This is a genomic window from Rhodococcus sp. OS5 (genome assembly GCF_056837585.1).
The window spans coordinates 4,456,896-4,480,409 of sequence record NZ_CM166368.1 but is presented as its reverse complement, the minus strand read 5'-3'; the positions used below and the strand labels follow the sequence as shown (position 1 = coordinate 4,480,409).

The 23,514-nt window shown below is 63.3% G+C and carries 24 protein-coding genes; 18 read left to right on the top strand and 6 right to left on the bottom strand.

The window, feature by feature from the left end; genetic code table 11:
• Window positions 1–154 precede the first annotated feature (154 nt).
• Window positions 155–1,756, top strand: a complete 1,602-nt coding sequence (locus ACVZUB_RS20700) for a substrate-binding and VWA domain-containing protein (RefSeq protein ID WP_042926345.1) — start codon at window positions 155–157, stop codon at window positions 1,754–1,756.
• On the opposite strand, the gene ACVZUB_RS20695 is transcribed toward ACVZUB_RS20700, so the two are convergent.
• On the bottom strand, window positions 1,753–2,973 hold the full coding sequence (locus ACVZUB_RS20695) for an HNH endonuclease (RefSeq protein WP_231915225.1): 1,221 nt from the start codon (window positions 2,971–2,973) through the stop codon (window positions 1,753–1,755). The genes ACVZUB_RS20700 and ACVZUB_RS20695 overlap by 4 nt on opposite strands.
• A gap of 211 nt (window positions 2,974–3,184) precedes the next feature.
• Here ACVZUB_RS20695 and ACVZUB_RS20690 point away from each other — a divergent pair, with 211 nt between their 5' ends.
• Window positions 3,185–4,174 (top strand): ABC transporter ATP-binding protein, encoded by a 990-nt coding sequence (locus ACVZUB_RS20690; RefSeq protein ID WP_482627711.1) that lies wholly within the window; start codon window positions 3,185–3,187, stop codon window positions 4,172–4,174.
• On the top strand, window positions 4,174–4,932 hold the full coding sequence (locus tag ACVZUB_RS20685; protein WP_065455456.1) for an ABC transporter permease: 759 nt from the start codon (window positions 4,174–4,176) through the stop codon (window positions 4,930–4,932). The genes ACVZUB_RS20690 and ACVZUB_RS20685 overlap by 1 nt, the downstream gene beginning before the upstream one ends.
• Window positions 4,933–4,941: 9 nt before the next feature.
• Here the strand turns inward: ACVZUB_RS20685 and ACVZUB_RS20680 are convergent, their stop codons facing one another.
• Both ACVZUB_RS20680 and dapD read right to left on the bottom strand, forming a co-directional pair.
• A complete protein-coding gene (locus tag ACVZUB_RS20680; protein WP_165639634.1) occupies window positions 4,942–6,324 on the bottom strand; it encodes an amino acid permease in 1,383 nt (460 codons plus the stop codon).
• Entirely contained in the window at window positions 6,324–7,277 is a 954-nt protein-coding gene (gene dapD / locus ACVZUB_RS20675) for a 2,3,4,5-tetrahydropyridine-2,6-dicarboxylate N-succinyltransferase (protein WP_019749368.1), read from the bottom strand. The genes ACVZUB_RS20680 and dapD overlap by 1 nt, the downstream gene beginning before the upstream one ends.
• 49 nt (window positions 7,278–7,326) lie before the next feature.
• On the opposite strand from dapD, the gene dapE reads away from it, so the two are divergent.
• From dapE to ACVZUB_RS20625, 10 genes are all read left to right on the top strand, one after another.
• Window positions 7,327–8,397, top strand: coding sequence for a succinyl-diaminopimelate desuccinylase (gene dapE, locus ACVZUB_RS20670; RefSeq protein ID WP_174519520.1), 1,071 nt, complete (start codon window positions 7,327–7,329; stop codon window positions 8,395–8,397).
• 16 nt (window positions 8,398–8,413) lie between these two features.
• A complete protein-coding gene (locus ACVZUB_RS20665) occupies window positions 8,414–9,217 on the top strand; it encodes an LOG family protein (protein WP_003945176.1) in 804 nt (267 codons plus the stop codon).
• Window positions 9,211–9,768, top strand: coding sequence for an LOG family protein (locus tag ACVZUB_RS20660; protein WP_003945191.1), 558 nt, complete (start codon window positions 9,211–9,213; stop codon window positions 9,766–9,768). The genes ACVZUB_RS20665 and ACVZUB_RS20660 overlap by 7 nt, the downstream gene beginning before the upstream one ends.
• Before the next feature lie 112 nt (window positions 9,769–9,880).
• Window positions 9,881–11,653, top strand: coding sequence for a long-chain-acyl-CoA synthetase (locus ACVZUB_RS20655; protein WP_003945170.1), 1,773 nt, complete (start codon window positions 9,881–9,883; stop codon window positions 11,651–11,653).
• A 30-nt stretch (window positions 11,654–11,683) separates the two neighbouring features.
• A complete protein-coding gene (folP, locus tag ACVZUB_RS20650; RefSeq protein ID WP_050656816.1) occupies window positions 11,684–12,583 on the top strand; it encodes a dihydropteroate synthase in 900 nt (299 codons plus the stop codon).
• Window positions 12,580–13,521, top strand: a complete 942-nt coding sequence (locus ACVZUB_RS20645) for a glucosyl-3-phosphoglycerate synthase (RefSeq protein WP_003945188.1) — start codon at window positions 12,580–12,582, stop codon at window positions 13,519–13,521. The genes folP and ACVZUB_RS20645 overlap by 4 nt, the downstream gene beginning before the upstream one ends.
• A 32-nt stretch (window positions 13,522–13,553) precedes the next feature.
• On the top strand, window positions 13,554–13,931 hold the full coding sequence (locus ACVZUB_RS20640; protein WP_372024474.1) for a DivIVA domain-containing protein: 378 nt from the start codon (window positions 13,554–13,556) through the stop codon (window positions 13,929–13,931).
• On the top strand, window positions 13,931–14,500 hold the full coding sequence (locus ACVZUB_RS20635) for a DNA-3-methyladenine glycosylase I (RefSeq protein WP_003945189.1): 570 nt from the start codon (window positions 13,931–13,933) through the stop codon (window positions 14,498–14,500). Before ACVZUB_RS20640 ends, ACVZUB_RS20635 begins: the two co-directional genes overlap by 1 nt.
• A gap of 151 nt (window positions 14,501–14,651) precedes the next feature.
• Window positions 14,652–14,819, top strand: a complete 168-nt coding sequence (locus ACVZUB_RS20630; protein ID WP_003945169.1) for a DUF3117 domain-containing protein — start codon at window positions 14,652–14,654, stop codon at window positions 14,817–14,819.
• Window positions 14,820–14,936: 117 nt separating this feature from the next.
• Window positions 14,937–15,776 carry a putative RNA methyltransferase gene (locus ACVZUB_RS20625; RefSeq protein WP_007736089.1) on the top strand — a complete coding sequence of 280 codons (840 nt, stop codon included), beginning with the start codon at window positions 14,937–14,939 and terminating at the stop codon, window positions 15,774–15,776.
• A gap of 6 nt (window positions 15,777–15,782) precedes the next feature.
• On the opposite strand, the gene glgA is transcribed toward ACVZUB_RS20625, so the two are convergent.
• On the bottom strand, window positions 15,783–16,955 hold the full coding sequence (glgA, locus tag ACVZUB_RS20620; protein ID WP_003945186.1) for a glycogen synthase: 1,173 nt from the start codon (window positions 16,953–16,955) through the stop codon (window positions 15,783–15,785).
• A gap of 132 nt (window positions 16,956–17,087) precedes the next feature.
• Between glgA and glgC the strand changes: the two genes are divergently transcribed.
• A complete protein-coding gene (gene glgC / locus ACVZUB_RS20615; protein ID WP_003945185.1) occupies window positions 17,088–18,302 on the top strand; it encodes a glucose-1-phosphate adenylyltransferase in 1,215 nt (404 codons plus the stop codon).
• Here glgC and ACVZUB_RS20610 read toward each other — a convergent pair.
• Window positions 18,299–18,934: an O-methyltransferase gene (locus ACVZUB_RS20610; protein WP_007736091.1), complete on the bottom strand. Its 636-nt coding sequence runs from the start codon at window positions 18,932–18,934 to the stop codon at window positions 18,299–18,301. The two genes, glgC and ACVZUB_RS20610, sit on opposite strands and share 4 nt — an antisense overlap.
• A gap of 330 nt (window positions 18,935–19,264) precedes the next feature.
• Between ACVZUB_RS20610 and sigE the strand changes: the two genes are divergently transcribed.
• The 4 genes from sigE (at window position 19,265) to tatB (ending at window position 22,294) form a co-directional block, all read left to right on the top strand.
• Complete coding sequence (gene sigE, locus ACVZUB_RS20605) at window positions 19,265–19,861, top strand: RNA polymerase sigma factor SigE (protein WP_029255812.1); 597 nt, start codon at window positions 19,265–19,267, stop codon at window positions 19,859–19,861.
• Window positions 19,862–19,913: 52 nt separating this feature from the next.
• Complete coding sequence (locus tag ACVZUB_RS20600; RefSeq protein WP_003945180.1) at window positions 19,914–20,273, top strand: hypothetical protein; 360 nt, start codon at window positions 19,914–19,916, stop codon at window positions 20,271–20,273.
• A 30-nt stretch (window positions 20,274–20,303) separates the two neighbouring features.
• Complete coding sequence (locus tag ACVZUB_RS20595) at window positions 20,304–21,827, top strand: trypsin-like peptidase domain-containing protein (protein ID WP_370852746.1); 1,524 nt, start codon at window positions 20,304–20,306, stop codon at window positions 21,825–21,827.
• Window positions 21,828–21,901: 74 nt separating this feature from the next.
• A complete protein-coding gene (gene tatB, locus ACVZUB_RS20590; RefSeq protein ID WP_482627710.1) occupies window positions 21,902–22,294 on the top strand; it encodes a Sec-independent protein translocase protein TatB in 393 nt (130 codons plus the stop codon).
• A gap of 64 nt (window positions 22,295–22,358) precedes the next feature.
• Here tatB and ACVZUB_RS20585 read toward each other — a convergent pair whose 3' ends face one another.
• On the bottom strand, window positions 22,359–23,495 hold the full coding sequence (locus tag ACVZUB_RS20585; protein WP_003945178.1) for an Mrp/NBP35 family ATP-binding protein: 1,137 nt from the start codon (window positions 23,493–23,495) through the stop codon (window positions 22,359–22,361).
• Window positions 23,496–23,514 lie beyond the last annotated feature (19 nt).

Below are 23,514 nucleotides of genomic sequence, written 5' to 3'. Positions count from 1 at the left end.
TGTCCCGAAATGTGGGCTCGCCGGTTCTCCGACGATTCAGCGCTAGTTGGAATTTCTGTGTTCTTGGCTACACTACCGCCCGGTAGGGACAGTTCCAGTCGCGCGCATACCGTCGGTATGCCTGAGTGCGAGTGGCCTCGGAAGGGCAGATTTCATGGCGGGCGGACGGCATTCGAGTCCTGACAGCGGGCGGTCGATCGGGTTCTACGCAGTGGGTGGGTTGGTTGCCGTCGCGGTAATCGCCACCGGGGTGGTGGTCTTCAAGGCAACACAGTCCGATTCCTGCGAGAGCGTCGACGAGTACTCGCTGGCAGCGGATCCTGCGATCGCGCCGGCAGTCACAGAGATCCTCGCAGAATCGTCGCCGGAGCAGACAGGCTGTTCGCGGATCACGGTTACCTCTGCGCTGCCCGGGGACGTTGCGGGAACCCTGGGTAAGGGCGTGGACGCGCCGGACATGTGGATACCGGATTCGACAGCGTGGGTGGGCAAAGCTGCATTGACGGCCAAGGGGCCGGTCGCTGCCGCCGGCGGTTCGATCGCCACCTCGCCTGTCGTTCTCGCCTCCGGCGGTGGCGAACAGTTTGCCAGTTGGCTCGCGGCGCTACAGGTTCCCGATCTGGCGTTGGGCAATCCGTTGTTCACAGGGGTTGCGTCGGCGCCCATTCTCGGAGCTCTCGCGGAGACCGGGGCCACCTCCGAATCCGTTCGAGCGGCACTCGTACCCCATGCGCAAGCGGAGAGTGTTCGTACCGAAGATCAGCCGGTAGGACAGAAGATGCTCACCGAATTGGTCAGCTCCGGAAAGGTCGGTGTTTCGACCGAGCAACAGGTCGTCGAGTTCACGAAGGCCGAGTCGAAGATTTCCGCGACAGTACCGGCGACGGGAACCATGATCATGGATTACCCCCTGGTGGTCAGTGCTTCGGCACCGGACCGGCACTACGCCGCAGCCAAGAAGAGTGACGCCATCGCCGAGCTGTTGCACAGTGAATCTGCTCAGGAAGTGCTGACGCGCAGCGGGTTCCGTACTTCCGGCGGTGGAGCCGTCGAAGGTGGAGTCGGTGACGTCACGGCACTGACCGTGTCCGAACAGTCGGTGGCCGATCAGACACTGGGCGCTTGGGCTCTGATGGCCAAGCCGATCCGGACACTCGTTGCGATCGACGTGTCTGCGTCGATGGACTACCCGGCGGCAGGCGGCAAGACGCGCATGCAGTTGACCACTGCTGCTGCTCTGGCCGGCAATCAGGTCTTCCCAGACAGCGTCGCTGCCGGTCTCTGGGCGTTTTCCCAAGGTATGAACGGAACCCAGGACTTCCAGGAATTGGTGCCGATCAGGCGCTACGACACGATCGTCGACGGTGTGACTCAACGAAAGTTGATGGCAGATCAGGCGAACCGGCTCACCGAACTCAAACGTGGCGCCACAGGTTTGTACGACACGACGCTGGCCGCATTCCGTAAGGTTCAGGAATCGTACGATCCGCGAGCAGTCAACAGCGTCATCATCTTGACCGACGGCGCAAACGAAGATCCTGACAGCATCAGCCGTGAACAGTTGCTCGATGTACTTGCACGCGAGCAGGATCCGGCGCGTCCGGTCATCATCGTCACCATCGGCATCACCGATGACGCAGATGCGGCGGCGCTCGCCGATATCTCCCGCGTGACGGGCGGTTCGACGTACATCGCTCGTGACCCCTCGGAGATTTCCGAGGTGTTCGTGAACGCATTGGCTCACCGAGGAACTTAGGCCGCATCCGGACTGGTCCAGGGTGCCGGAAGTGGCGGAGCCTCAGACGAATACCGGTGCCCGGTAGGTGTCGTCGTGGTGAAGGTGTGCCGGTTACCTGGTACAGGTTCGGCAGTCCAGTCCGAGCCCTGTTTCGCGTAATTGCATGCCGCACACAACCCGGCACCGTTGGCTGCGCTGGTGAGTCCACCCCTCGAGTGATCGCGAATGTGGTCGCGGTGGCGAACCGGCGCGTCGCACCACGGAGTGCGGCAGCTTCGATCACGGAGTTCGATCAATCGCGCCAACCCCTTCGGGAAGGTTCTCGCCGTGGATTCCATTGCGGTCAGCGCGCCCGTATCGGGGCGTGCGTAGAGCTTTCGGACCGTTGCCACCGTTTCGGAGTCTTCGCTGGCCTTGGTGATCCATTCGCGTGCAATAGCGGCTGGTACAGGTCCGTACCCGTGGACGTACGCCGGGGCGGAATTGTCGCCCAACAATGACTGGTCGGAGACAACCAGATTCACGGTGACGGGTGTCGGTGTGGCGCGGCCGATTCCGGTAACCCGCTCGACCAGGAGATCAGCCATGATTTGCGCTCGGGTGCGCTTGTCCCCGCCGGCAAGTACGGAATCTGCGTCGCGCCTGAGCGTGGCGTGCACGGCGATACCTTCGGCCGCGGGAAGAAACACATTGAGCCAGCACATCGTGTCGGGCGCAGGCCGTGACGTCACTCGTCTGTCTCCCACGGCTTTGCGTGCTCGTCTGGCAACACTGTCGGAGTCTATTTCGGCAGCGCGTGCGCGGATTCTTTGTGTCAGTTGATGGTTGCCGCATCCGTCCAAGATTGCAGCGTCGCAGCAGAACTCGCGATCCAACGTAGCGCGATCCTGGGCGGTGAGACATGAAGTCTCGCGCATGAGGATCGTCGCCTGATGCTCACTGATGGAGCCGTCGACGAGTAGTCGAAGTGTGTGCGGCATCTCGTCGTTCAGTGCGCGGGCCAGGTTCAGATGCTGAGTTCCGAACCAAGCCGACTCTCGCCGTGCGAGGGCAATCTGCGCGTTGATTCCACGGCCTTGGTATGCGCGCGGCACTCCCCGTTCGCTGCGGTCGTTGCGGGTGAACGCGTCGAGATCGGCAGCCAGCAATGCCTGGGCACCAGCGCAACTGGCCTTCAACTCTTCCAAAGCGCGCAGAAGATCCACGCGTGCTGCGTTGTCGATGGATCGATCCATGCTGACGAGTGATGCTCGGAATTGTCCGATGGTCTCTTCGGATATCGCCTGTTTGGATATGGCCTGTTCAGATACTTGCGTCGTCACTTTTACCCCCCGGTAGTGTCGAACATACATTCGATACTAGCCTCGACAGCGAACGGACGCAACGCCTTTCTCCGTTGGCGTCTGAAAGTTCCGACAGTTCGGTTTTCATGGTTGACTGGTCCTCATGATCGAGCTGAGGGGATTGACCAAGGTTTACGGACCGACGAAAGCGGTGGACGATTTGTCGTTCACGGTCAAGCCGGGCATCGTGACGGGCTTTCTGGGCCCGAACGGTGCTGGTAAGTCGACGACGATGCGGATGATCCTGGGTTTGGATCAGCCGACCTCGGGTGCGGCGTTGATCGAGGGCAAGCCGTACCGGGAGCTCAAGACGCCGTTGCGGACTGTCGGTGCGTTGTTGGATGCGAAGTGGGTGCACCCCAATCGCAGTGCGCGGGCGCATCTGCAGTGGATGGCTGCTTCGAACGGGATCCCGAAGTCCCGCGTCGACGAGGTGCTCGGGTTGGTCGGATTGTCCGAGGTGGCGGGCAAGAAGGCAGGCGGGTTCTCGCTCGGTATGTCGCAGCGTCTGGGGTTGGCGGGTGCGCTGTTGGGGGATCCGAAGGTGTTGTTGTTCGACGAGCCGGTCAACGGTCTCGATCCGGAGGGCATCGTCTGGATTCGTAAGTTCATGCAGCGGTTGGCGGCCGAGGGCCGCACGGTGTTGGTGTCGAGTCACCTCCTGTCGGAGATGGCGCTCACGGCGGAGCAGTTGGTGGTGATCGGTCGGGGTCGGTTGATTTCGGATTCGACGGTCGCGGAGTTCGTGGATCGTTCGTCGGAGTCGACGGTGCGCGTGCGCAGCCCACAATTGGACGCTCTCCATGCCGCATTGACTGCCCAGGGACTGACTGTCCGCGAGGAACATTCAGGATCGGAGCCGGTGTTGGTGGTGGTGGATTCGACCACTGATGTGATCGGTGGTTTGGCTGGTTCGCAGGGGATCGTGTTGTACGAGTTGGCTTCTGTGCAGGGGTCGCTCGAGGATGCGTTCATGAAGTTGACCGGGGACGATGTCCAGTACCACGCATCCGGTATCGATCCGGGTGTCGGTGCACACCACGCAAATACACAGCAGGCAAACACGCAGCAGGCTATGGGAGGTGCACTGTAATGGCTGTTCTCAGTGCTGAACGTATCAAGATCACCACGACCAAGTCGCCGCTGTGGTGCACGATCATCATCATCGTGCTCGGGTTGGGACTCGCTACCGTTTTCGGACTGAGCGCCAAGTCGTCGCTCAGCAGCCCCAACGGTGCAATGATGCCGACAGTTTCGGGGGCACTCAGTGGAGTGACCGGCTTCGGTGTGTTGGTTCTGATGATCATGGCGGCTCTCGCGATCACCAGCGAATATCGTTTCGGGACCATCCGCACCACCTTCCAGGCAGTTCCGAACCGCGCCTCGGTGCTCGTCGCCAAAGCGGGCCTCATCGGTGGGTTCGGAGCGGTGCTGACTCTCGTGTTGTCGTTCGGCGCCTTCGCCCTCACGAAGGCCACGGCAGGTGACGCCGGAAGATTCTTGACTCTGTCCGGCGACGAGAACTGGCGGGTCGTCTACGGAACACCGATCTACGCGTTCTTCTGCGTAGTTCTAGCAGTCGGAGTGGGCGCGTTGCTCCGGCAGTCTGCAGGTGCGATCGCATTATTGCTGTTGTGGCCCTTGCTGATCGAGAATCTTTTCAACCTGTTCGGAAGTATCGGCGAGAAGATCATGCCGTTCCTGCCGTTCATGAACGCCAACAACTTTCTCGGTTCCAGCGGTGGCGTCGATTTCCACTGGGGACCCTGGGGCAGCCTGATCTACTTCGCCCTCTTCGTGCTCGTCGTATTCGGTCTCAGCATCGTCGTCGTGAACAGGCGGGATGCATAGGCACACGGATCAGACGGGCTGATTCTGCTTACGCCAACGGGCGTTCAGGAAACCCAATGCCGCGATCACGAGGAACAACACGGTGGTCGAGATCAACTGTGCACGGGCATCGGCGTCGAAGAGCATGAGGACGACGAACACACCGAGCATCGCGAGTGTCGCGTAGCTCAGATACGGGAACAGCCACATCCGAACCGTCAGCTTGCCCGACGCTTCGAGTTGTTTTCGCAGTCGCAGATGCGAGACGACGATGAAGATCCAGATGACCAGCAGCGCAGCGCCGACTGCGTTGAGCAGGATGCCGAGCAGGTCGTCGGGGAGCAGCCAGTTGAGCAGGACGCTGACGAAACCGAAGAACACCGACAGCAGAACGGCATTGGTCGGAACTCCGGTGCTCGACAGTTTCGCCATGAAGGCGGGTCCGTCGCCGCGGCGCGAAAGTGAGAACGCCATGCGAGAGGTGCCGTAGATGTTGGCGTTGAAGGCGGAAAGCAACGCCACCACTACGACGAGTTCCATGAACCCGGCAACGCCTGGAATGTTCGCCTTGTTCAGGACGGCCACAAACGGGCCGCTCTCGAGTTCGGGGTCGTTCCAGGGCAGCACCAGAACCATGATCGAGATGGCGCCGATGTAGAAGACGCTGATGCGCCACACGACGCTCCGGACAGCGACGGCGATGGAGCGTTCCGGATTCTCGGATTCGGCTGCGGCGATGGTGACGATCTCGATCCCACCGAAGGCGAATGCCACGACGAGAAGTCCTGCGGCTATGCCGGACAATCCATTGGGCATGAAGCCGCCCTGCCCGAATAGATTGCTCGTACCGACCGGGTCGGTATCGGGGAGGAGACCGAACACCAGCAGGACACCGATGATCAGGAAGCCGATGATGACGGTGACTTTGATTGCGGCGAACCAGAACTCGAACTCACCGAAGTTGCTGACTTTCGCCAGGTTCACCACGGCGAAGAACACCACGAAAACCAGGGCGACAACCCATTGCGGGATCGACGGCACCCAGTCGTTCACGATCGCCGAAGCCCCGGTGATCTCGGCGCCCAGCACCATGATCAGCATGAACCAGTAGAGCCAGCCCATCACGAAGCCGGCCCACTCGCCGATCCCCAGGCGCGCGTAGTGAGAGAAGGAACCGCTGGCCGGGATCGCGGCGCCCATCTCGCCGAGCATGCGCATCACGAACACCACGACGGCGCCCGCAAGGATGTAGGAGATCAGGACGGCCGGCCCGGCCTTGGCGATACCGACGCCGGTTCCGAGGAACAGGCCGGCGCCGATGGCCGAGCCCAAGCCCATCATCGTCAGATGGCGGACCTTGAGACCGTGGCCGAGAGCAGTGGTTGTTCCGTCGGAGACGTCGGTGTCAGTCATCAGTCGTTGGCGTGCAAAGCAGCGTTCAGTTCGACGCCGGTGCCCTTCCACGGCACGACCTCGACGGCACCCGAGACCGAGTTACGACGGAAGAGAAGGTTCGACTTGCCGCTCAGTTCCTTGGCCTTGACGACGGTTCCGTCCGGGCCGGTGACCTTGGTGCCGGCGGTGACGTAGAGGCCCGCTTCGAGGACGCAGTCGTCGCCGAGCGAAATGCCGAGGCCGGCGTTTGCGCCGAGGAGGCAGCGCTTGCCGAGGGAGATCGTTTCCTTGCCTCCACCGGAGAGGGTGCCCATGATCGAGGCGCCGCCGCCCACATCGGATCCGTCGTCGACGACGACGCCCGCGGAGATGCGGCCTTCGACCATCGAGTTGCCGAGGGTGCCGGCGTTGAAGTTGACGAAGCCCTCGTGCATGACGGTCGTTCCGCTGGCGAGGTGTGCACCGAGTCGGACACGGTCCGCGTCACCGATGCGAACTCCGGACGGCACGACGTAGTCGACCATGCGGGGGAACTTGTCGACGCTGAACACGGTCACGACGCCGCGGATGCGCAGACGCGAGCGAACCTGCTCGAAACCTTCGACGGCGCACGGGCCGAAGTTGGTCCACACGACGTTGCTGAGCAGGCCGAACTGGCCGTCGAGGTTGACACCGTGGGGTGCGACGAGACGGTGCGAGAGGAGATGGAGGCGCAGGTAGACGTCATGTGCGTCGACCGGCGCCTTGGAGAGATCGGCGATGGTGGTGCGCACGACGACCTGCGATACCTCGCGAGCGTCATCAGTGCCTGCCAGCAGTGCAAGATCGGAAGGAATATCTGTTCCCTCGACGTTCTCGGTACCGGTCTTGTCGAATGTTCCCAGCTCCGGTGCCGGGAACCAGGTGTCGAGGACGGTTCCGTCCGCGGTCACGTTGGCGATACCTACTGCTGTTGCTCCCTGTGCGCTCACGGGACTAGAGATTACTGGGTGGTGGGTGCACCGGCCTAGGCTGGTGCGTGTGAGCATCCTCGATCTTGCTTCGGACCCCATCGACTTGACGGCCGCCCTGGTCGACATCCCCAGCGTCTCGCACGACGAATCCGTCATCGCGCAGGCTGTCGAGGATGCGTTGCGTGAGCAGACTTCGGGCTTCGAGATCATCCGCAACGGCAATGCCGTGTTGGCGCGTACGTCGCGTGGTTTGCCCAGTCGGGTCATGCTCGCCGGACATCTGGATACGGTGCCGATCGCGGACAACGTTCCTTCGCGGCGTGACGGCGACATCCTGCACGGCTGCGGGACCGTGGACATGAAGTCGGGCGACGCGGTCTTCCTGCACCTTGCGGCCACCATCGAGAACCTGGCCCACGATCTGACCCTCGTCTTCTACGACTGCGAAGAGATCGCCGCAACGTACAACGGCCTGGGACGGATCGAACGCGAGATCCCGCAATGGCTCGCGGCGGACGTCGCAATTCTCGGTGAGCCGACGGCCGGTTTCATCGAGGCCGGGTGTCAGGGCACGATGCGGGTGCGGTTGACGGCTTCGGGAACTCGCGCCCATTCGGCCAGGTCCTGGCTGGGGGACAATGCCATTCACAAGTTCGGCGGAGCGTTGGAGCGGTTGTCGGCGTACCAGCCGCGCTCGGTCGACATCGACGGTTGCGGCTACCGCGAGGGCTTGTCGGCGGTGCGGATCTCCGGCGGTGTCGCCGGAAACGTCGTCCCGGACGAAGCCGAGATGGACGTCAATTTCCGATTCGCGCCCGATCGCAGCGAGGTACAAGCCGAGGCGCACGTGCGCGAAGTGTTCGACGGTCTGGGCCTCGGATTCGAGGTCACCGACTCCTCGCCCGGCGCGCTGCCCGGCTTGGCGAACCCGTCCGCTGCCGCCCTGATCGAGGCGGCCGGTGGTCAGTTCCGTGCGAAGTACGGGTGGACCGACGTGTCCAGGTTCTCGGCGCTCGGCATTCCTGCCGTGAACTACGGACCGGGTGATCCGAACCTCGCGCACAAGCGCGACGAGCACGTTCCGGTGCAGCAGATCACCGACGTCGCGGCCGTGCTGAGGAAGTATCTGTCGGCCTGACCGTTAGCCTTGCCGCATGGCACCAGAGAAGAATTCGGCTTCGAAGAAGCAGAGCTCGTCGATCAAGCACCGCGGGCCGGTTCAGCTTCGACGCAAGCGCAAGGACGAGAAGACCACGACGGATCAGCGCTTGCTCGACAAGCGCGGACCCACGGATTGGGTACACACCGATCCGTGGCGTGTGCTGCGTATCCAGAGCGAATTCATCGAAGGTTTCGGCGCACTCGCCGAGGTCCCGCGTGCGGTGACGGTGTTCGGTTCGGCCCGCACCACGGTCGATCATCCCGAGTACCAATCCGGGCGCGAGCTGGGAACGGCGTTGGCCGAGGCCGGGTACGCCGTCATCACCGGTGGTGGGCCAGGAGTGATGGAAGCTGCCAACCGCGGTTGCAGTGAGGCCGGCGGGTACTCGATCGGCCTCGGCATCGAGTTGCCGTTCGAGCAGGGACTCAACGAGTGGGTGGATCTCGGAATCAACTTCCGGTACTTCTTCGCACGCAAGACGATGTTCGTGAAGTACTCCCAGGCATTCATCTGCCTGCCGGGTGGCTTCGGAACACTCGACGAGCTGTTCGAGGCACTCACCCTGGTGCAGACCCACAAGGTCACGCGCTTCCCGATCGTCCTGTTCGGTACCGAGTACTGGTCCGGACTCGTCGATTGGATCCGCGGCACCCTCGAGCGTGACGGCAAGATTTCCGAAGGTGACGTGAACTTGCTGCACGTCACCGACAGTGTGGAAGAAGCAGTACGAATCGTCCTCAACGCCGACAAGGGCGTCGACGAGGCCGCAGATCTGGGGAAAGAAGAAGAATGGTGACCGATTCCGACAAGAAGTACTCGATCTGCGTCTACTGCGCGTCGGGTCCGGTGGACGAATCGTTCCTGGCGTTGGCTGCCGAGGTGGGAACCGCGATCGGTCGACGCGGATGGCAGTTGGTCTCGGGTGGCGGCAACGTGTCGATGATGGGCGCTGTCGCCGAGTCCGCTCGCGCGGCGGGTGCCTGGACCGTCGGCGTCATCCCGAAGGCCTTGGTGCACAAGGAAGTTGCCGACGTCGATGCCGACGAGCTGATCGTCACGGACACCATGCGCGAACGCAAGAAGCTGATGGAAGACCACGCCGACGCGTTCATCACGCTGCCCGGCGGAATCGGGACGCTGGAAGAGTTGTTCGAGACGTGGACAGCCGGCTACCTGGGAATGCACGAGAAACCTGTCGTGATGCTCGATCCCGTCGGCCACTTCACCGGCCTGCTCGAGTGGTTGAACAAGCTCGACGGGACCGGCTTCGTCGGGCGTCAGGCGCTGGACACTCTGCTGGTGAGGACGGACGTCGAGGCCGCGCTCGACGCGTGCGTCAAATCCTGATCAGACGCGTGCGTGAAACCCTGACCTGGGGCATGGCGGGCTTTATTACCGTGCAGTAAGGTGGCCGCAGACTGGGCGGCCGAATGGGCGCCGGATACGTGTTAGGGGAGCCATGAGTTCGGAAGCCCGTTCGACCGTCGGCCTGCTCGATCTGGCGGCAAAACTGCCGTCGATGATCACCGAGGTGCCGATCCTGGCGCGGGGGGCCGCCGGGCTCACCCGTAAGCCTTCGGCCAAGGAATCGATCGGGTTGATCTTCCAGAAGGCCGCGCACGCGCACCCGTCGCGCCCGTTCATCCGGTTCGAGGGCCACGCGACCAGTTACGCGGAGGCCAACGAACTGGTGAACCGCTACGCGGACGTTCTCCGTGGTCGAGGAGTCGACCGCGGAGACGTCGTCGGAGTGCTGGCAAAGAACACTCCCGAAGCGCTGCTGATCGCCTTGGCCGCGGTAAAACTCGGCGCGGCAGCGGGCATGCTGAACTACAACCAGCGCGACGACGTTCTGGCACACAGCCTTACGCTCCTCGATGCGCGCGTCCTGGTGGTCGCCGACGAGTGCGAAGAAGCCCTCGAATCGTTGCCCGCCGGATTTAGCGGACCGAACCAACTTCTCGTCAGCGAACTCGCGGATCTGGCGAAGACGGCTGATCCGTCCAACCCCGCGGTCACCGCCGAGGTGCTGGCAAAGGAGAAGGCGTTCTACATCTTCACCTCGGGCACCACCGGAATGCCCAAGGCCAGCTTGATGACTCACTTCCGTTGGTTGAAGTCGATGTCGGGGCTCGGGTTGATGGGCGTGCGCTTGCGCGGCTCGGACACCCTGTACTGCTGCCTGCCGCTCTACCACAACAACGCGTTGACGGTCTCGCTGTCCTCGGTGCTCGCGTCCGGTGCGACAATCGCGATCGGACGTCAGTTCTCGGCCTCGCGGTTCTGGGACGACATCGCACTCAACAAGGCGACCGCGTTCACCTACATCGGCGAACTGTGCCGCTATCTGCTCAACCAGCCGGTCAAGCCGACCGACAGCGACAATGCTGTTCGGCTGATGGTGGGTAACGGTCTGCGCCCTGAGATCTGGGCCGAATTCACCCAGCGGTTCGGCATACCCCGCGTCGCCGAGTTCTACGGTGCGAGCGAATGCAACATTGCGTTCGTCAACGCACTCAACGTCGACAAGACGGCCGGCATCTGCCCGTTGCCGCACGCCGTCGTGGAGTTCGACGAGGACACCGGAAAAGCGTTGCGTGGAGCCGACGGTCGACTCCGCAAGGTTTCCACGGGTCAGGTCGGACTCCTGCTGTCGAAGGTCACCGACCGGGCGCCTTTCGACGGTTACACCGACGAAGCGGCGAGCAACAGCAAACTGGTACGCGGCGGATTCAAGGACGACGACACCTGGTTCGACACCGGAGACCTGGTGCGCAAGCAGGGATGGGGCCACGTCGCCTTCGTCGACCGTCTCGGAGACACCTTCCGTTGGAAGGGAGAGAACGTCGCCACCACGGAGGTCGAGGGCGCGCTGAGTTCGCACCCGGCCGTCGAGGAAGCAGTTGTCTACGGCGTCGAGATTCCGGGCACCGACGGTCGCGCGGGCATGGCGGCAGTCAAGCTGCGGGACGGTCAAAGCTTGGAGGGAAGTGAAGTCGCGGCACACCTCTACGGCAAGCTCCCCAACTACGCGGTCCCGCTGTTCATCCGCATCGTCGACTCACTCGAACACACCAGCACTTTCAAGTCGCGCAAGGTGGAATTGCGCAACGAGGGTTACGACGTCGGCGCCGACACTCTGCACGTTCTCGAAGGCCGCGAGGGTGGTTACGTGGACTCGTACGACGAATACGTCGGAAAGGTCGCGGCGGGCTCGGTACCCAAGGGCTAGACCGAGTTCCGTCATGCCAGTATGAGTGGCATGTCTTCACTCCCCGGTTCTACCGCGCAGCCAGGTCCGGCGCCCACCCTGTGTGGGCGTCCGGTCGCGGTCGACCGTGCACTGGTGATGGCCATCGTCAACCGCACTCCCGATTCCTTCTACGACCAAGGCGCGACGTTCTCGGATTCGGCAGCGATGGCTGCCGTCGACAGGGCCGTCGACGAGGGCGCCGATCTGGTGGACATCGGGGGAGTGAAAGCTGGGCCCGGTGACCTCGTCGACGCCGACGAAGAGGTCAGGCGAGTCGTTCCGTTCGTCGCCGCGATCAGAGCCAAGTACCCCGAGCTGATCATCAGCGTCGACACCTGGCGGAGCGGCGTCGCGCGGTTGGCACGCGTCGAAGGCGCCGACCTGATCAACGACACGTGGGCGGGTGCGGATCCCGACCTCGTCCTGGTTGCTGCCGAGACTGGTGCCGGGATCGTCTGCTCGCACACGGGTGGCGCGGTTCCGCGCACCCGCCCGCATCGTGTCCGCTACGACGACGTCGTCGCAGATGTGGTCACCGAGGTCGTGTCGGCGGCAGAGCGCGCCCTGGCACTCGGGGTTCCGCGTGACGCGATCCTGATCGATCCCACCCACGATTTCGGTAAGAACACCTTCCACGGGCTCGAGTTGTTGCGGAAAGTGGACGTTCTTGTAAACACCGGGTGGCCAGTGCTGATGGCGCTGAGTAATAAGGACTTCATCGGGGAGACTCTTGGTGTGGAGCTTTCCGAGAGGTTGGAGGGAACATTGGCAGCGACAGCAATGGCCGCGGCGGGCGGCGCCCGGGTGTTCCGTGTTCACGAGGTGGCGTCCACCCGTCGAGTCGTCGACATGGTGGCCGCGATCCAGGGACGCCGTGCCCCGGTACGTACGGTTCGAGGTCTGGCATGAGCATCACCGGTGCGGGCCCGACCCGCGTATGGGCAGACGCCAACAGTTGGGACCATCCGAGTTGGACGGTCGCCGAGCTCGAACGGGCGAAGGGTGGCCGAACCGTCTCGGTGGTGTTGCCCGCACTCAACGAAGAGGACACCGTTGCCGCGGTGGTCGACACCATTCATCCGTTGCTCGGTGGCCTGGTCGACGAGTTGATCGTTCTCGATTCCGGTTCGACCGACAGAACCGCCGAGCGTGCTCGCGCTGCTGGAGCAACGGTGATCAGTCGTGAGAGCGCGGTCCCGTCCATCCCGCCGACTGCGGGCAAAGGTGAGGTGCTCTGGCGTTCGGTCGCCGCAACGACCGGCGATCTGATCGCATTCGTCGACTCCGATCTCATCAATCCCGATCCGGCGTTCGTGCCCAAACTGCTGGGGCCACTGCTCACGGTTGACGGCATCCATCTGGTGAAGGGCTACTACCGCCGTCCGCTGCGCGTGAGCGGCACGGAGGATGCCAACGGCGGCGGGCGAGTCACGGAATTGGTTGCGCGGCCCATGTTGGCCGCGCTGCGGCCGGAACTCACGTCGGTACTGCAACCGCTTGGCGGTGAATACGCGGGCACCCGTGAGCTGCTGTCCGCTGTCCCGTTTGCGCCCGGCTACGGCGTCGAGATCGGTTTGCTGCTCGACACGTACGACACGTTGGGGCTGGCGGCGATCGGTCAGGTCAATCTCGGTGTGCGCAAGCATCGCAACCGGCCGCTCGCCGACCTCGGTGTGATGAGCCGGCAGATCATCGGAACGATGCTCCGGCGGTGCGGGATCGAGGATTCGGGTGCCGGGTTGACCCAATTCCTGGTCGACGGCGATTCTTTCGTGCCCGAGACCACCGAGGTTTCGCTACTCGATCGACCCCCGATGAATTCGATAGTGCGCACCGCGGGGGTCTGACCGCTCACACTCGGGTATGGGAGTATCGGTCCATGATGACGATCCTCCTGTACCTGATTGTCATGGCTCTGGTCGGCGCGATGATCTTCCTCGCCGCCAGCGCTGTGTTCGGGCGCTCGGAAGAGCTGCCGCCGCTGCCTCCTGGCACGACGGCGACCGTACTCCCGGCAGAGGACGTCACCGGGGCGGATGTCGACGCGCTGCGTTTTCAGCAGGTGCTGCGTGGCTACAAGGCGAGTGAAGTGGATTGGGCCCTGCATCGCCTCGGGTTGGAAATCGATTCTCTGCGTGCACAACTGGGCCGTGACGAGCGGTGTGAGGTCCTGGTGAAAGCGGATGCTCCGGCCAAGGCCGAAGCATCGCAGGAGGAGCCTGAGACCGTATCCGAATCGAAGGATTCCCAGGGCTGATGGCCGACGGACTCGTTCGGTGCGGCTGGGTGGTCGAGACGCCCGGCGACACGCTCTACCGCGACTATCACGACGAGGAGTGGGGGCGTCCTCTGCACGGGCGCGACGAACTGTTCGAACGACTCGCCCTCGAAGCATTCCAATCGGGACTTTCGTGGATCACGATTCTGCGCAAACGCGAGGCGTTCCGCGAAGCCTTCGACGGGTTCGATCCGGACAAGGTCGCAGCGTACGGAGTTGCGGATGTCGAGAGATTGCTCTCCGATGCCGCGATCGTCCGCAATCGCGCGAAGATCGAGGCGACGATTTCCAACGCCCGAGTGCTCGTGAATTCGCCCGATCTGGACCTCGATTCGTTACTCTGGTCGTTCTCGCCGCCTCGACGCACCAGAAGACTGACATCAATTGCAGAGGTTCCCGCGGTCACTCCCGAGTCGACTGCCATGGCTAAGGAACTCAAGCGGCGCGGGTTCAAGTTTGTGGGTCCTACCACGGCTTATGCGCTCATGCAGGCCACCGGAATGGTCGATGATCACGTGGCCGATTGCTGGGTTCCGGCGCAGGTGTGACGGTCGACTGAACACCCCTAAATGTGACTCAGATTCCCGGTTCCCGCATCCATAGGGAACAATGGAGGGTACGAGCCTCGCTGATTGTTGGCGGGGCGCACCGTTAGTCGAGGCGCAGAGCAATGCAGCGCAGATCTGGAGGGAGCAGAGGATGGCGGCCATGAAGCCCCGGACCGGGGACGGTCCCCTCGAAGCAACCAAAGAGGGACGAGGAATCGTCATGCGGGTTCCACTCGAGGGTGGCGGACGCCTCGTCGTCGAGCTGACCCCGGATGAAGCTGCAGCGCTCGGTGTGGAACTCACGAACGTCACCAGCTAGTCGGGTCCAGGTTGTAGCAGTACGAACAACAGCACGTGATTGCACGCAGGCTCCGTATCCGTTTCGGTACGGGGCCTGAAGTGTGTGCGCACCGCCGGTAGCCGAAAGGACGGATCAATGCTTGCCGCCGTGATCGATCTTCTGTCCTGCCCGCAGTGTGCTGCTGATCTGGAATTGGTGGACGGCGCCGCCGAGTGCGACCGCGGACATCGATTCGATATCGCTCGCCAGGGTTACGTGAGCCTGATCAGTGGCGGTGCCACGAAGTTCACCGGCGACAGTGCCGAGATGATTGCCGCGCGTGCACGATTGCTCGGCGCCGGCCACTTCGGCCCGCTGATGGATGCCGTCACCCGGGCCTGCGCGACGACGGCGGGGTCGGACCCCGCGCGGATCGTCGAAATCGGCGCAGGCACAGGACAATACCTCGCACACGTCGTGGATTCGCTGCCTGATTCTCGGGCGATAGCGTTGGACGTGTCCAAGTTCGCGGCCCGGCGTGCCGCGAAGGTCCACGAAAGAATCGGTTCGATCGTCGCAGACGTCTGGCAACCACTACCCATTCGCGACGGAGCGCTCTCTCACGTGCTCTGTGTGTTCGCTCCTCGTAACGGTCCGCAGTCCCATCGAGTTCTCGCCGAAGACGGAGTTCTGGTGGTCCTGACGCCCACCGACAGGCATCTGCGCGAGCTGATCGACATTCTCGCGATGGTCCGGGTCGACGACCGCAAAGTGGAACGTCTCGAATCGTCGATGGCCGGATACTTCGAGCGTGTGAGTAGCGACGAGGTCGAGTTCACGATGTCACTCTCACACCAGGACGTCCTCGACTTGGTGGGGATGGGACCGTCGGCGAGACACCTGACGCCCGCCGATCTGGCTGCCGCCGTGGCGAAGCTGCCGCAGCCGAGCACCGTCACCGCGTCGGCGACGGTCTCGACCTATCGCAAGATCTGACGCGGATCAGCGTCTCGTGACGGCGTCCGCGTAGACCTCGAGCGTCTGCTTGGCGATTTCGGCCCAGGAGAACTCGTCGATCGCACGGATCCTGCCCGCACGACCCATCGCGTCGGCGCCTTCTCGGTCGGCGACAACGGCATTGACGGTGGCCGCGAGCGATTCCTCGAATGCGTTCGGCTCGTAGGCGTTGTAGTGCACGAGTCGACCGGTGACGCCGTCGGCGACCACCTCGGGGATGCCGCCGACGTCGGAAGCGACCACGGCGGTCTCACACGCCATGGCTTCGAGATTGACGATCCCGAGGGGTTCGTACACCGAAGGGCAGACGAATACCGTTGCTGCCGAGAGTATTTCCCTGATCTGCTCGGTCGGAAGCATCTCGCGCACCCAGTAGACATTGCCCCGGTGCCGGGCGAGTTCGGCCACCGCCTTCTCCGTCTCGGCGGCGATCTCCGGCGTATCGGGAGCGCCGGCGCACAGCACGAGCTGAATCTCCGGGTCGAAGTGGTGGGCTGCCGCGACGAGGTGCCCGACGCCCTTCTGCCTCGTGATGCGTCCGACAAAGGCCACGATGGGTTTCGCCGGGTCGACGCCGATCGACGCGAGTGCGGACTGTGCTCCCGGCGCAGATCCCCCGGGATGCCATACCTCGGTGTCGATTCCGTTGCGCACTACGTGAACGCGACTCGGATCGACAGCGGGATACGCGTCGAGGACGTCGAGTCGCATACCGGAACTGACGGCGATGATCGCGTCTGCGTGCTCGACGGCGTTGCGTTCGGACCACGACGAGATCCGATAGCCGCCGCCTAGCTGTTCGGCCTTCCACGGGCGTCTGGGCTCGAGTGAGTGCGCGGTGAGGATGTGCGGCACGTCGTAGAGAGCCGACGCGAGATGCCCGGCCAGTCCGGTGTACCAGGTGTGGGAGTGGACGATGTCGACACCGGCCGCGGCGTCCGCCATGCGCAGTTCGGTGGAGAGCGTCGTCAGGGCCGGGTTGGATCCGGCGAGAGCGGGGTCGGGAGAGTGGACGATCGCGCCTTCGCGCGGGGCGCCCATGCAGTGCACGTCGACCTCGCACAGCCGTTTCATCTGAGCGACGAGCTCGGTTACGTGTACTCCTGCGCCGCCGTAGATCTCCGGCGGGTATTCCTTGGTCATCATCGCGACTCGCACGCGCTAAACCTAACCGCCCGTGGTCGATCCGGCTACCGATCACGTTATCCCCGGCCGTTCGGAGGGGGACACGATCGGACCTCTCGGACTGCTTCGCTAGCGGGAGTTCACCAGTGCGGATAGGTTAGCGGTGTGAGAAGCCAGCCGCATGTGCTTGGAATCGTGCTCGCCGGGGGCGAGGGCAAACGCTTGTATCCGCTGACCGCGGACAGAGCGAAGCCCGCAGTGCCCTTCGGAGGTGCATATCGACTTATCGACTTCGTGTTGAGCAACCTTGTCAACGCGGGATATCTGCGTATTTGTGTGTTGACGCAATACAAGTCACATTCACTCGACCGCCACATTTCGCAGACGTGGCGATTGTCCGGGTTCGCGGGTGAGTACATCACCCCGGTCCCGGCCCAGCAGCGGCTCGGGCCGCGCTGGTACACCGGCAGTGCCGACGCAATCCTGCAGTCGCTCAATCTCGTTTACGACGAGGACCCCGAGTACATCGTGGTTTTCGGTGCCGACCACGTGTACCGGATGGATCCGGAACAGATGGTTCAGCACCACATCGAATCCGGGGCAGGCGTGACGGTCGCGGGTATTCGTGTACCGCGAAGTGAGGCTTTTGCTTTCGGCTGCATCGACAGTGACGAGTCCGGACGCATCACCCAGTTCCTGGAAAAGCCCGCCCATCCTCCCGGGACACCGGACGACCCCAATTCGACGTTCGCGTCCATGGGTAACTATGTGTTCACCACCAAGGTGCTCGTGGACGCCATCCGCGCTGATTCAGAGAATTCCGATTCCGATCACGACATGGGCGGAGACATCATTCCCGCCTTGGTCGCCGCGGGTGAGGCGTCGGTCTACGACTTCAAGGACAACGTCGTTCCCGGTGCCACCGATCGAGACCGCGGCTACTGGCGTGACGTCGGTACCCTCGACGCCTTCTACGACGCTCACATGGACCTGGTGTCGGTGCACCCGATCTTCAATCTCTACAACCGTCGCTGGCCCATCCGCGGCGCCACCGAGAATCTCGCGCCCGCAAAGTTCGTGAAGGGCGGACTCGCGCAGGAATCGGTGGTCGGTGCTGGGTCGATCCTGTCCGCGGCGACCGTGCGCAATTCGGTACTCAGTTCCAACGTGATGATCGAGGACGGTGCGACCGTCGAGGGCAGCGTGCTGATGCCGGGTGTGCGCATCGGCAAGGGTGCCGTCGTACGGCGAGCGATCCTCGACAAGAACGTCGTCGTCGGTGACGGCGAAATCATCGGCGTCGATCTCGAACGTGACCGCGAACGATTTGCCGTCAGTCAGGGTGGCGTCGTCGCCATCGGTAAGGGCGTCTGGATCTAGAGCTTGCTCGCGCAGAGGAGGCCGTCACCGAGGGGGAGGAGGACTCGAATGAGTCGCTCGTCCTCGGTCACGGCCTTTGCCGCTTCTCGGACCGCAACCGTTGTCGCGTCGCGTGCGGAGCTGTCGGCAACGCGGCCGTCGGCCAGGGCGTTGTGCAGAACGATGACACCGCCGGAGCGCAGCAGGCGGACACCTTCGCGGACGTAGTGCGGGTGGTCGATCGCGGCGCAGTCGACGAATACCAGGTCGTAGCCGCCGTCGGCGAGCCGGGGAAGCACGTCGAGAGCCCGTCCGTTGATCAGGCGAGTGCGTGCCGGAGCGATTCCGCTTTCGCGGAAGGTCAGCTTGGCGGCCCGCTGATGTTCGGGTTCGCTGTCGATCGTGGTCAGGACGCCGTCGTCGCGCATTCCGTGCAGAAGCCACAGGCTGCTCACGCCGGCTCCGGTACCCACCTCGACGGCCGTCTTCGCGTCGAGCATCCTCGCGAACATCGCGAGCGTCGCACCGACGGCGGGCGTCACCGGATGGGCTCCGAGATCCAGCGCTCGATCTCGCGCCGCGGTCAAAATCTCGTCCTCGGAAACTACGTCCTCGACGTGGCGGAGTATCTGTTCGGCGTGGGTCACGCTCATGAGGTTATCGGGCGGTTCGGATTGTCGCTGCAAGGCGCGCAGTCACCAGGATTCTCAGGAATCCCTCAGGCTCCTCATATGGCGTGCACACCGCGATGAGAAAAGGTGTATACATCGCCGGATCGAAGATCGCACGGCGGTATCGATTTCTACCAAGTTGATCTTTCGCAGCTCGGTGATCGGGAACAAATCACAGCATCGGCTGGTTCTCCCGAATATCGCGCATCACGTGATTCGGACAACGCGGTGATCGAACTACGCGATCCCGAGCAGGAGGATCAACTTATTTACCAGGTCAACGACGAGCCTCGCCCTCGAGAGTCGGAAGTTTTGACGACGGAATCGGCTGTGGATTCCGAATTGATCGGCACTGCTGTGTTCGATGCAACTGGTGAGAAGTCCTCCATGCCGTCTTGGGACGAACTCGTGCGTCAGCACGGTGACCGGGTGTACCGCCTGGCCTACCGGTTGTCAGGCGATGCCCAGGATGCCGAGGACTTGACGCAGGACACCTTCATCCGGGTGTTCCGCTCGCTCTCCGATTATCAGCCCGGAACTTTCGAGGGCTGGTTGCACCGCATCACCACAAACCTGTTCCTCGACATGGTTCGCCGACGCAATCGCATCCGTATGGAAGCGCTGCCCGAGGACTACGACCGCGTTCCCTCGCCCGGTCCCGACCCCGAGCAGATCTACCACGACGCGCGCCTCGACGCAGGTCTGCAAGCCGCACTGGACTCGCTCGCACCTGAATTTCGTGCCGCTGTCGTGCTCTGTGACATCGAAGGTCTGTCGTACGAGGAAATCGGTGCCACACTGGGAGTGAAGCTCGGAACGGTTCGTAGCCGTATCCATCGTGGGCGACAGGCGATTCGTGATCATCTGGCAGCGCAGCGCGCAGCCGAATCCGAACTCGTCGGTTTCTGACGGTCGGGTTCGAGCTACAGAGCGGGACGTGGTCAATCACCTGGAGGGACGAATGACGGAGGCGCGGGCACATCGCCAGTTCGGTTCGACCGAACATCTGGCCAGCGAGGCAATCGCTGCCTACGTCGACGGAGAACTCCGAATGCAGGCCTACTTGCGGGCCTCGCATCACATCTCGATCTGTGCCGAGTGCGCTGCGGCCGTCGATGCTCAGCAGCAGGCACGTGGTGCGCTGCGTCGAAGCGGCGAGATGACGATGCCGTTGTCCCTGGTGGGACTTCTCAGCCAGATTCCTTCGTGCAACAGTCCGACTACCGGGCCGAATTCGGAAAACGCCGACAGTTCCGTCGGTAATCAACCCGCCGGCTTCTCCACCATCAGCAAGAGGTTGTCCCGTCGCTGGCGCAAATGACGCCGCGCGCCAGCTTCCCGGCGCGGATCAGTGATACTGGACCATGTGACTGACGGAAAAAGGGGGCACTCCGGAGTGAGTTCGGATTCTTCGGCAAACGGTTCGGTGGACAGACCGGCAGATGCGCCGGTTCTCGACCCCCGTCCGGTCTATCGACCCCAGATCGATCCGGCCTCGCGCCAGGTGTTCGGTCGGCCGAGTGGAGTCGAGGGCTCGTTCACTCCGGTGGCCGCGCGATCGACTCCGTCCTCCGATGTCGTGATCGGGACTCCGGACCCGGTTCTGGCCGAAGCGTTCGGACGACCCGCAGACGCCACCGAGTCGATCGGTCGCGATCCCGATGCGACGGCGAACAACACGCCCGACGAAGAACCGCCGCGTGATCCGTGGCGTGATCCTGAATCCGCCGTCTCGCTGGGCAAGCCCGCAGAGTCCGAGGCGCCGGTGCAGTTGCCTCCCGCCCAGAAACTCGACGTGCGTGAGCTGTTGTTCGGTCGCAAGGTCGCCCCCTCGGCACTGGCCGCGCTTGCGGGCATGGCGCTTGTCATCGCTCTCGTCGGTGGGTTGCTTGCCACTGTCATCACTGCCGATCGCAGTTCACTCACCAGCTCACGTGTCACGCTCGTTCAATCCGGCGGTGGGGAACAGCCGGAGTCTCAGGTGGCGAAGGTCGCCGACGCGGTACTGCCATCAGTGGTGTCGATTCAGGTCGCCGTCGGCGACCAGGGCAGCACGGGTTCCGGTGTGGTCATCGACGGCGCCGGATACATCGTCACCAACAACCACGTGATCTCCTCGGCCGTTCCGCCCGCTCAGGACGCGAAGATCCAGGTGATCTTCTCCGACGGAACCAAGACCGACGCCCAGATCGTCGGACGTGACGTCAAGACAGACCTCGCAGTGCTCAAGGTGTCGGCGAACAATCTGACGGTCGCTCAGCTCGGAAAATCCGAGGATGTTCAGGTGGGCGACGACGTCGTCGCCGTCGGCTCACCGCTCGGATTGAGCAAGACCGTCACCCGCGGAATCGTCAGTGCACTGAACCGGCCTCTGCGGTTGTCGGGTGAAGGCACCGACACCAACGCCGTCATCGACGCCGTCCAGACCGACGCGGCGATCAACCACGGCAACTCCGGTGGTGCGCTCGTCGACGACGAAGCCCGCGTCATCGGCATCAACACCGCAATGCTCAGTGAGTCCGGCGGTTCGGTCGGGCTCGGCTTCGCGATTCCGATCGACACGGTGACCGAGGTGGCGCAGACCATCATCCGCGACGGCAAGGTTCATCACCCCGACATCGGCGTGAATGCCCGCACCGCGGTCAACGACGCGACCAGTGGTGCGGCAGTGGCCAATGTCCGCGACGGCAGCCCCGCTCAACGTGCGGGGATCGTCGAGGGGGACGTCATCGTCAAGGTCGGTGACCGACCGGTGACAAGCGCCGACGAATTGGTGGTTGCGGTCAACGCGACGACCGTCGACCAACCCGTCAACGTTCAGTTGATCCGCGACGGACGGCAGGTCGACATTTCGGTCACGCCGGTGTCGGACTGATCGGCCCCTGCGATCTTCCTGTGAGGTTGATCCGGACATGCGCGCACCGAGCGAGCACACAGTAGGCTGACCCTGTGTTTGGCAACATCGGTTGGGGCGAGTTCATGATCCTCCTCGTAGCGGCTCTGGTCATCTTGGGACCTGAGCGGCTTCCTGGTGCGGTCTCCTGGGTCACGAAATCCCTGAGGCAGGTGCGCGAATATGCTTCGGGCGCTTCCAATCAGCTCAAGGAAGAACTGGGCACCGATTTCGAGGATCTGCGTAAACCGCTCGCAGATCTGAACAAGCTGCGCGGAATGACGCCGCGCGCTGTGATCACCCAGCACCTCCTCGACGGCGACGACTCCATCTTCACGGGCAACTTCGACAAGAAGCCGCAGAGCGGAGTGCAGGAGCCGAAGACGATGTCGAAGGACAAGCCACTCACCGCCGGCGAACGTCCTCCTGTGGACTTCGACGCAACCTAGATTCGACATACGCAAGGGCGCCTGTCACCGATCGGTGACAGGCGCCCTTCCGTATGAGGGGGTTCTACAGGTTGCGAACCGTGTTGATACCGAGCGACATTCCGGCCAGCCCGCGCTGACGGACGGCCAACTTGTCGGCGATGTCCTTGAGTGCGATGGCTGCGGGTGAATCGGGAGCGCTGAGGACGATCGGCGTCCCGGCGTCGCCTGCCTCGCGGACGGACGGATCCAGCGGGATCTGTCCGAGAAGCGGAACCTTGGCGCCGACGGCCTTCGTGAGGCGATCGGAGACGGTCTGCCCGCCGCCTTCGCCGAAGACGTCCATACGGGTGCCGTCGGGAAGTTCGAGCCACGACATGTTCTCGACGACGCCGGCGACGCGCTGGCGGGTCTGCAGGGCGATGGCGCCCGCTCGCTCGGCGACCTCGGCAGCGGCCTGCTGCGGTGTGGTGACGACCAGGATCTCGGCGCTCGGGATGAGCTGAGCCACCGAGATGGCGATGTCACCGGTGCCGGGCGGCAGATCGAGCAGCAGCACGTCCAGATCGCCCCAGAACACGTCGGCGAGGAACTGCTGGAGTGCGCGGTGAAGCATCGGTCCGCGCCAGACGACAGGAGTGTTGCCCTGGGTGAACTGCGCGATGGAGATCATCTTCACGTCGTGTGCAACCGGCGGCATGATCATGCGCTCGACCTGAGTGGGCTTGGCGTCGGTGCCGAGCATGCGGGGGATCGAGTGACCGTAGATATCCGCGTCGAGTACGCCGACAGACAGTCCGCGCGCGGCCATTGCTGCCGCGAGATTGACTGTCACACTGGACTTTCCGACGCCCCCCTTGCCGGAGGCCACGGCGTAGACGCGGGTGAGTGAACCCGGCTGGGCGAACGGGATGACGGGTTCGGCGGAATCGCCGCGAAGCGACTTGCGGAGCTCGGTCCGCTGAGCGTCGTCCATGACGTCGAGTTCGACGCGAATCGCGCCGACCCCGGCGACATCGGCGACGGCCTTGGTGACGCGTTCGGTGATCTCGGTGCGCATCGGGCAGCCGGCGGTCGTGAGATAGATGCCGATGTCGACGCTGTTGTCACTGGAGAGGGAGATCCCCTTGACCATCCCCAGTTCGGTGATGGGTTTGCGGATCTCTGGGTCCAGAACTCGCGCGAGCGCGGAGCGAACGTCGGACTCGGTCAGTACAGACATGACTCCATGGTAAGTCCAG

Coding starts and splice junctions, on each gene's coding strand:
- ACVZUB_RS20700 (WP_042926345.1), top strand. CDS start 155: ATGGCGGGCGGACGGCATTCGAGTCCTGACAGCGGGCGGTCGATCGGG.
- ACVZUB_RS20695 (WP_231915225.1), bottom strand. CDS start 2,973: ATGGATCGATCCATCGACAACGCAGCACGCGTGGATCTTCTGCGCGCT.
- ACVZUB_RS20690 (WP_482627711.1), top strand. CDS start 3,185: ATGATCGAGCTGAGGGGATTGACCAAGGTTTACGGACCGACGAAAGCG.
- ACVZUB_RS20685 (WP_065455456.1), top strand. CDS start 4,174: ATGGCTGTTCTCAGTGCTGAACGTATCAAGATCACCACGACCAAGTCG.
- ACVZUB_RS20680 (WP_165639634.1), bottom strand. CDS start 6,324: ATGACTGACACCGACGTCTCCGACGGAACAACCACTGCTCTCGGCCAC.
- ACVZUB_RS20665 (WP_003945176.1), top strand. CDS start 8,414: ATGGCACCAGAGAAGAATTCGGCTTCGAAGAAGCAGAGCTCGTCGATC.
- ACVZUB_RS20660 (WP_003945191.1), top strand. CDS start 9,211: ATGGTGACCGATTCCGACAAGAAGTACTCGATCTGCGTCTACTGCGCG.
- ACVZUB_RS20655 (WP_003945170.1), top strand. CDS start 9,881: ATGAGTTCGGAAGCCCGTTCGACCGTCGGCCTGCTCGATCTGGCGGCA.
- folP (WP_050656816.1), top strand. CDS start 11,684: ATGTCTTCACTCCCCGGTTCTACCGCGCAGCCAGGTCCGGCGCCCACC.
- ACVZUB_RS20645 (WP_003945188.1), top strand. CDS start 12,580: ATGAGCATCACCGGTGCGGGCCCGACCCGCGTATGGGCAGACGCCAAC.
- ACVZUB_RS20640 (WP_372024474.1), top strand. CDS start 13,554: ATGATGACGATCCTCCTGTACCTGATTGTCATGGCTCTGGTCGGCGCG.
- ACVZUB_RS20635 (WP_003945189.1), top strand. CDS start 13,931: ATGGCCGACGGACTCGTTCGGTGCGGCTGGGTGGTCGAGACGCCCGGC.
- ACVZUB_RS20630 (WP_003945169.1), top strand. CDS start 14,652: ATGGCGGCCATGAAGCCCCGGACCGGGGACGGTCCCCTCGAAGCAACC.
- ACVZUB_RS20625 (WP_007736089.1), top strand. CDS start 14,937: ATGCTTGCCGCCGTGATCGATCTTCTGTCCTGCCCGCAGTGTGCTGCT.
- ACVZUB_RS20610 (WP_007736091.1), bottom strand. CDS start 18,934: ATGAGCGTGACCCACGCCGAACAGATACTCCGCCACGTCGAGGACGTA.
- ACVZUB_RS20600 (WP_003945180.1), top strand. CDS start 19,914: ATGACGGAGGCGCGGGCACATCGCCAGTTCGGTTCGACCGAACATCTG.
- ACVZUB_RS20585 (WP_003945178.1), bottom strand. CDS start 23,495: ATGTCTGTACTGACCGAGTCCGACGTTCGCTCCGCGCTCGCGCGAGTT.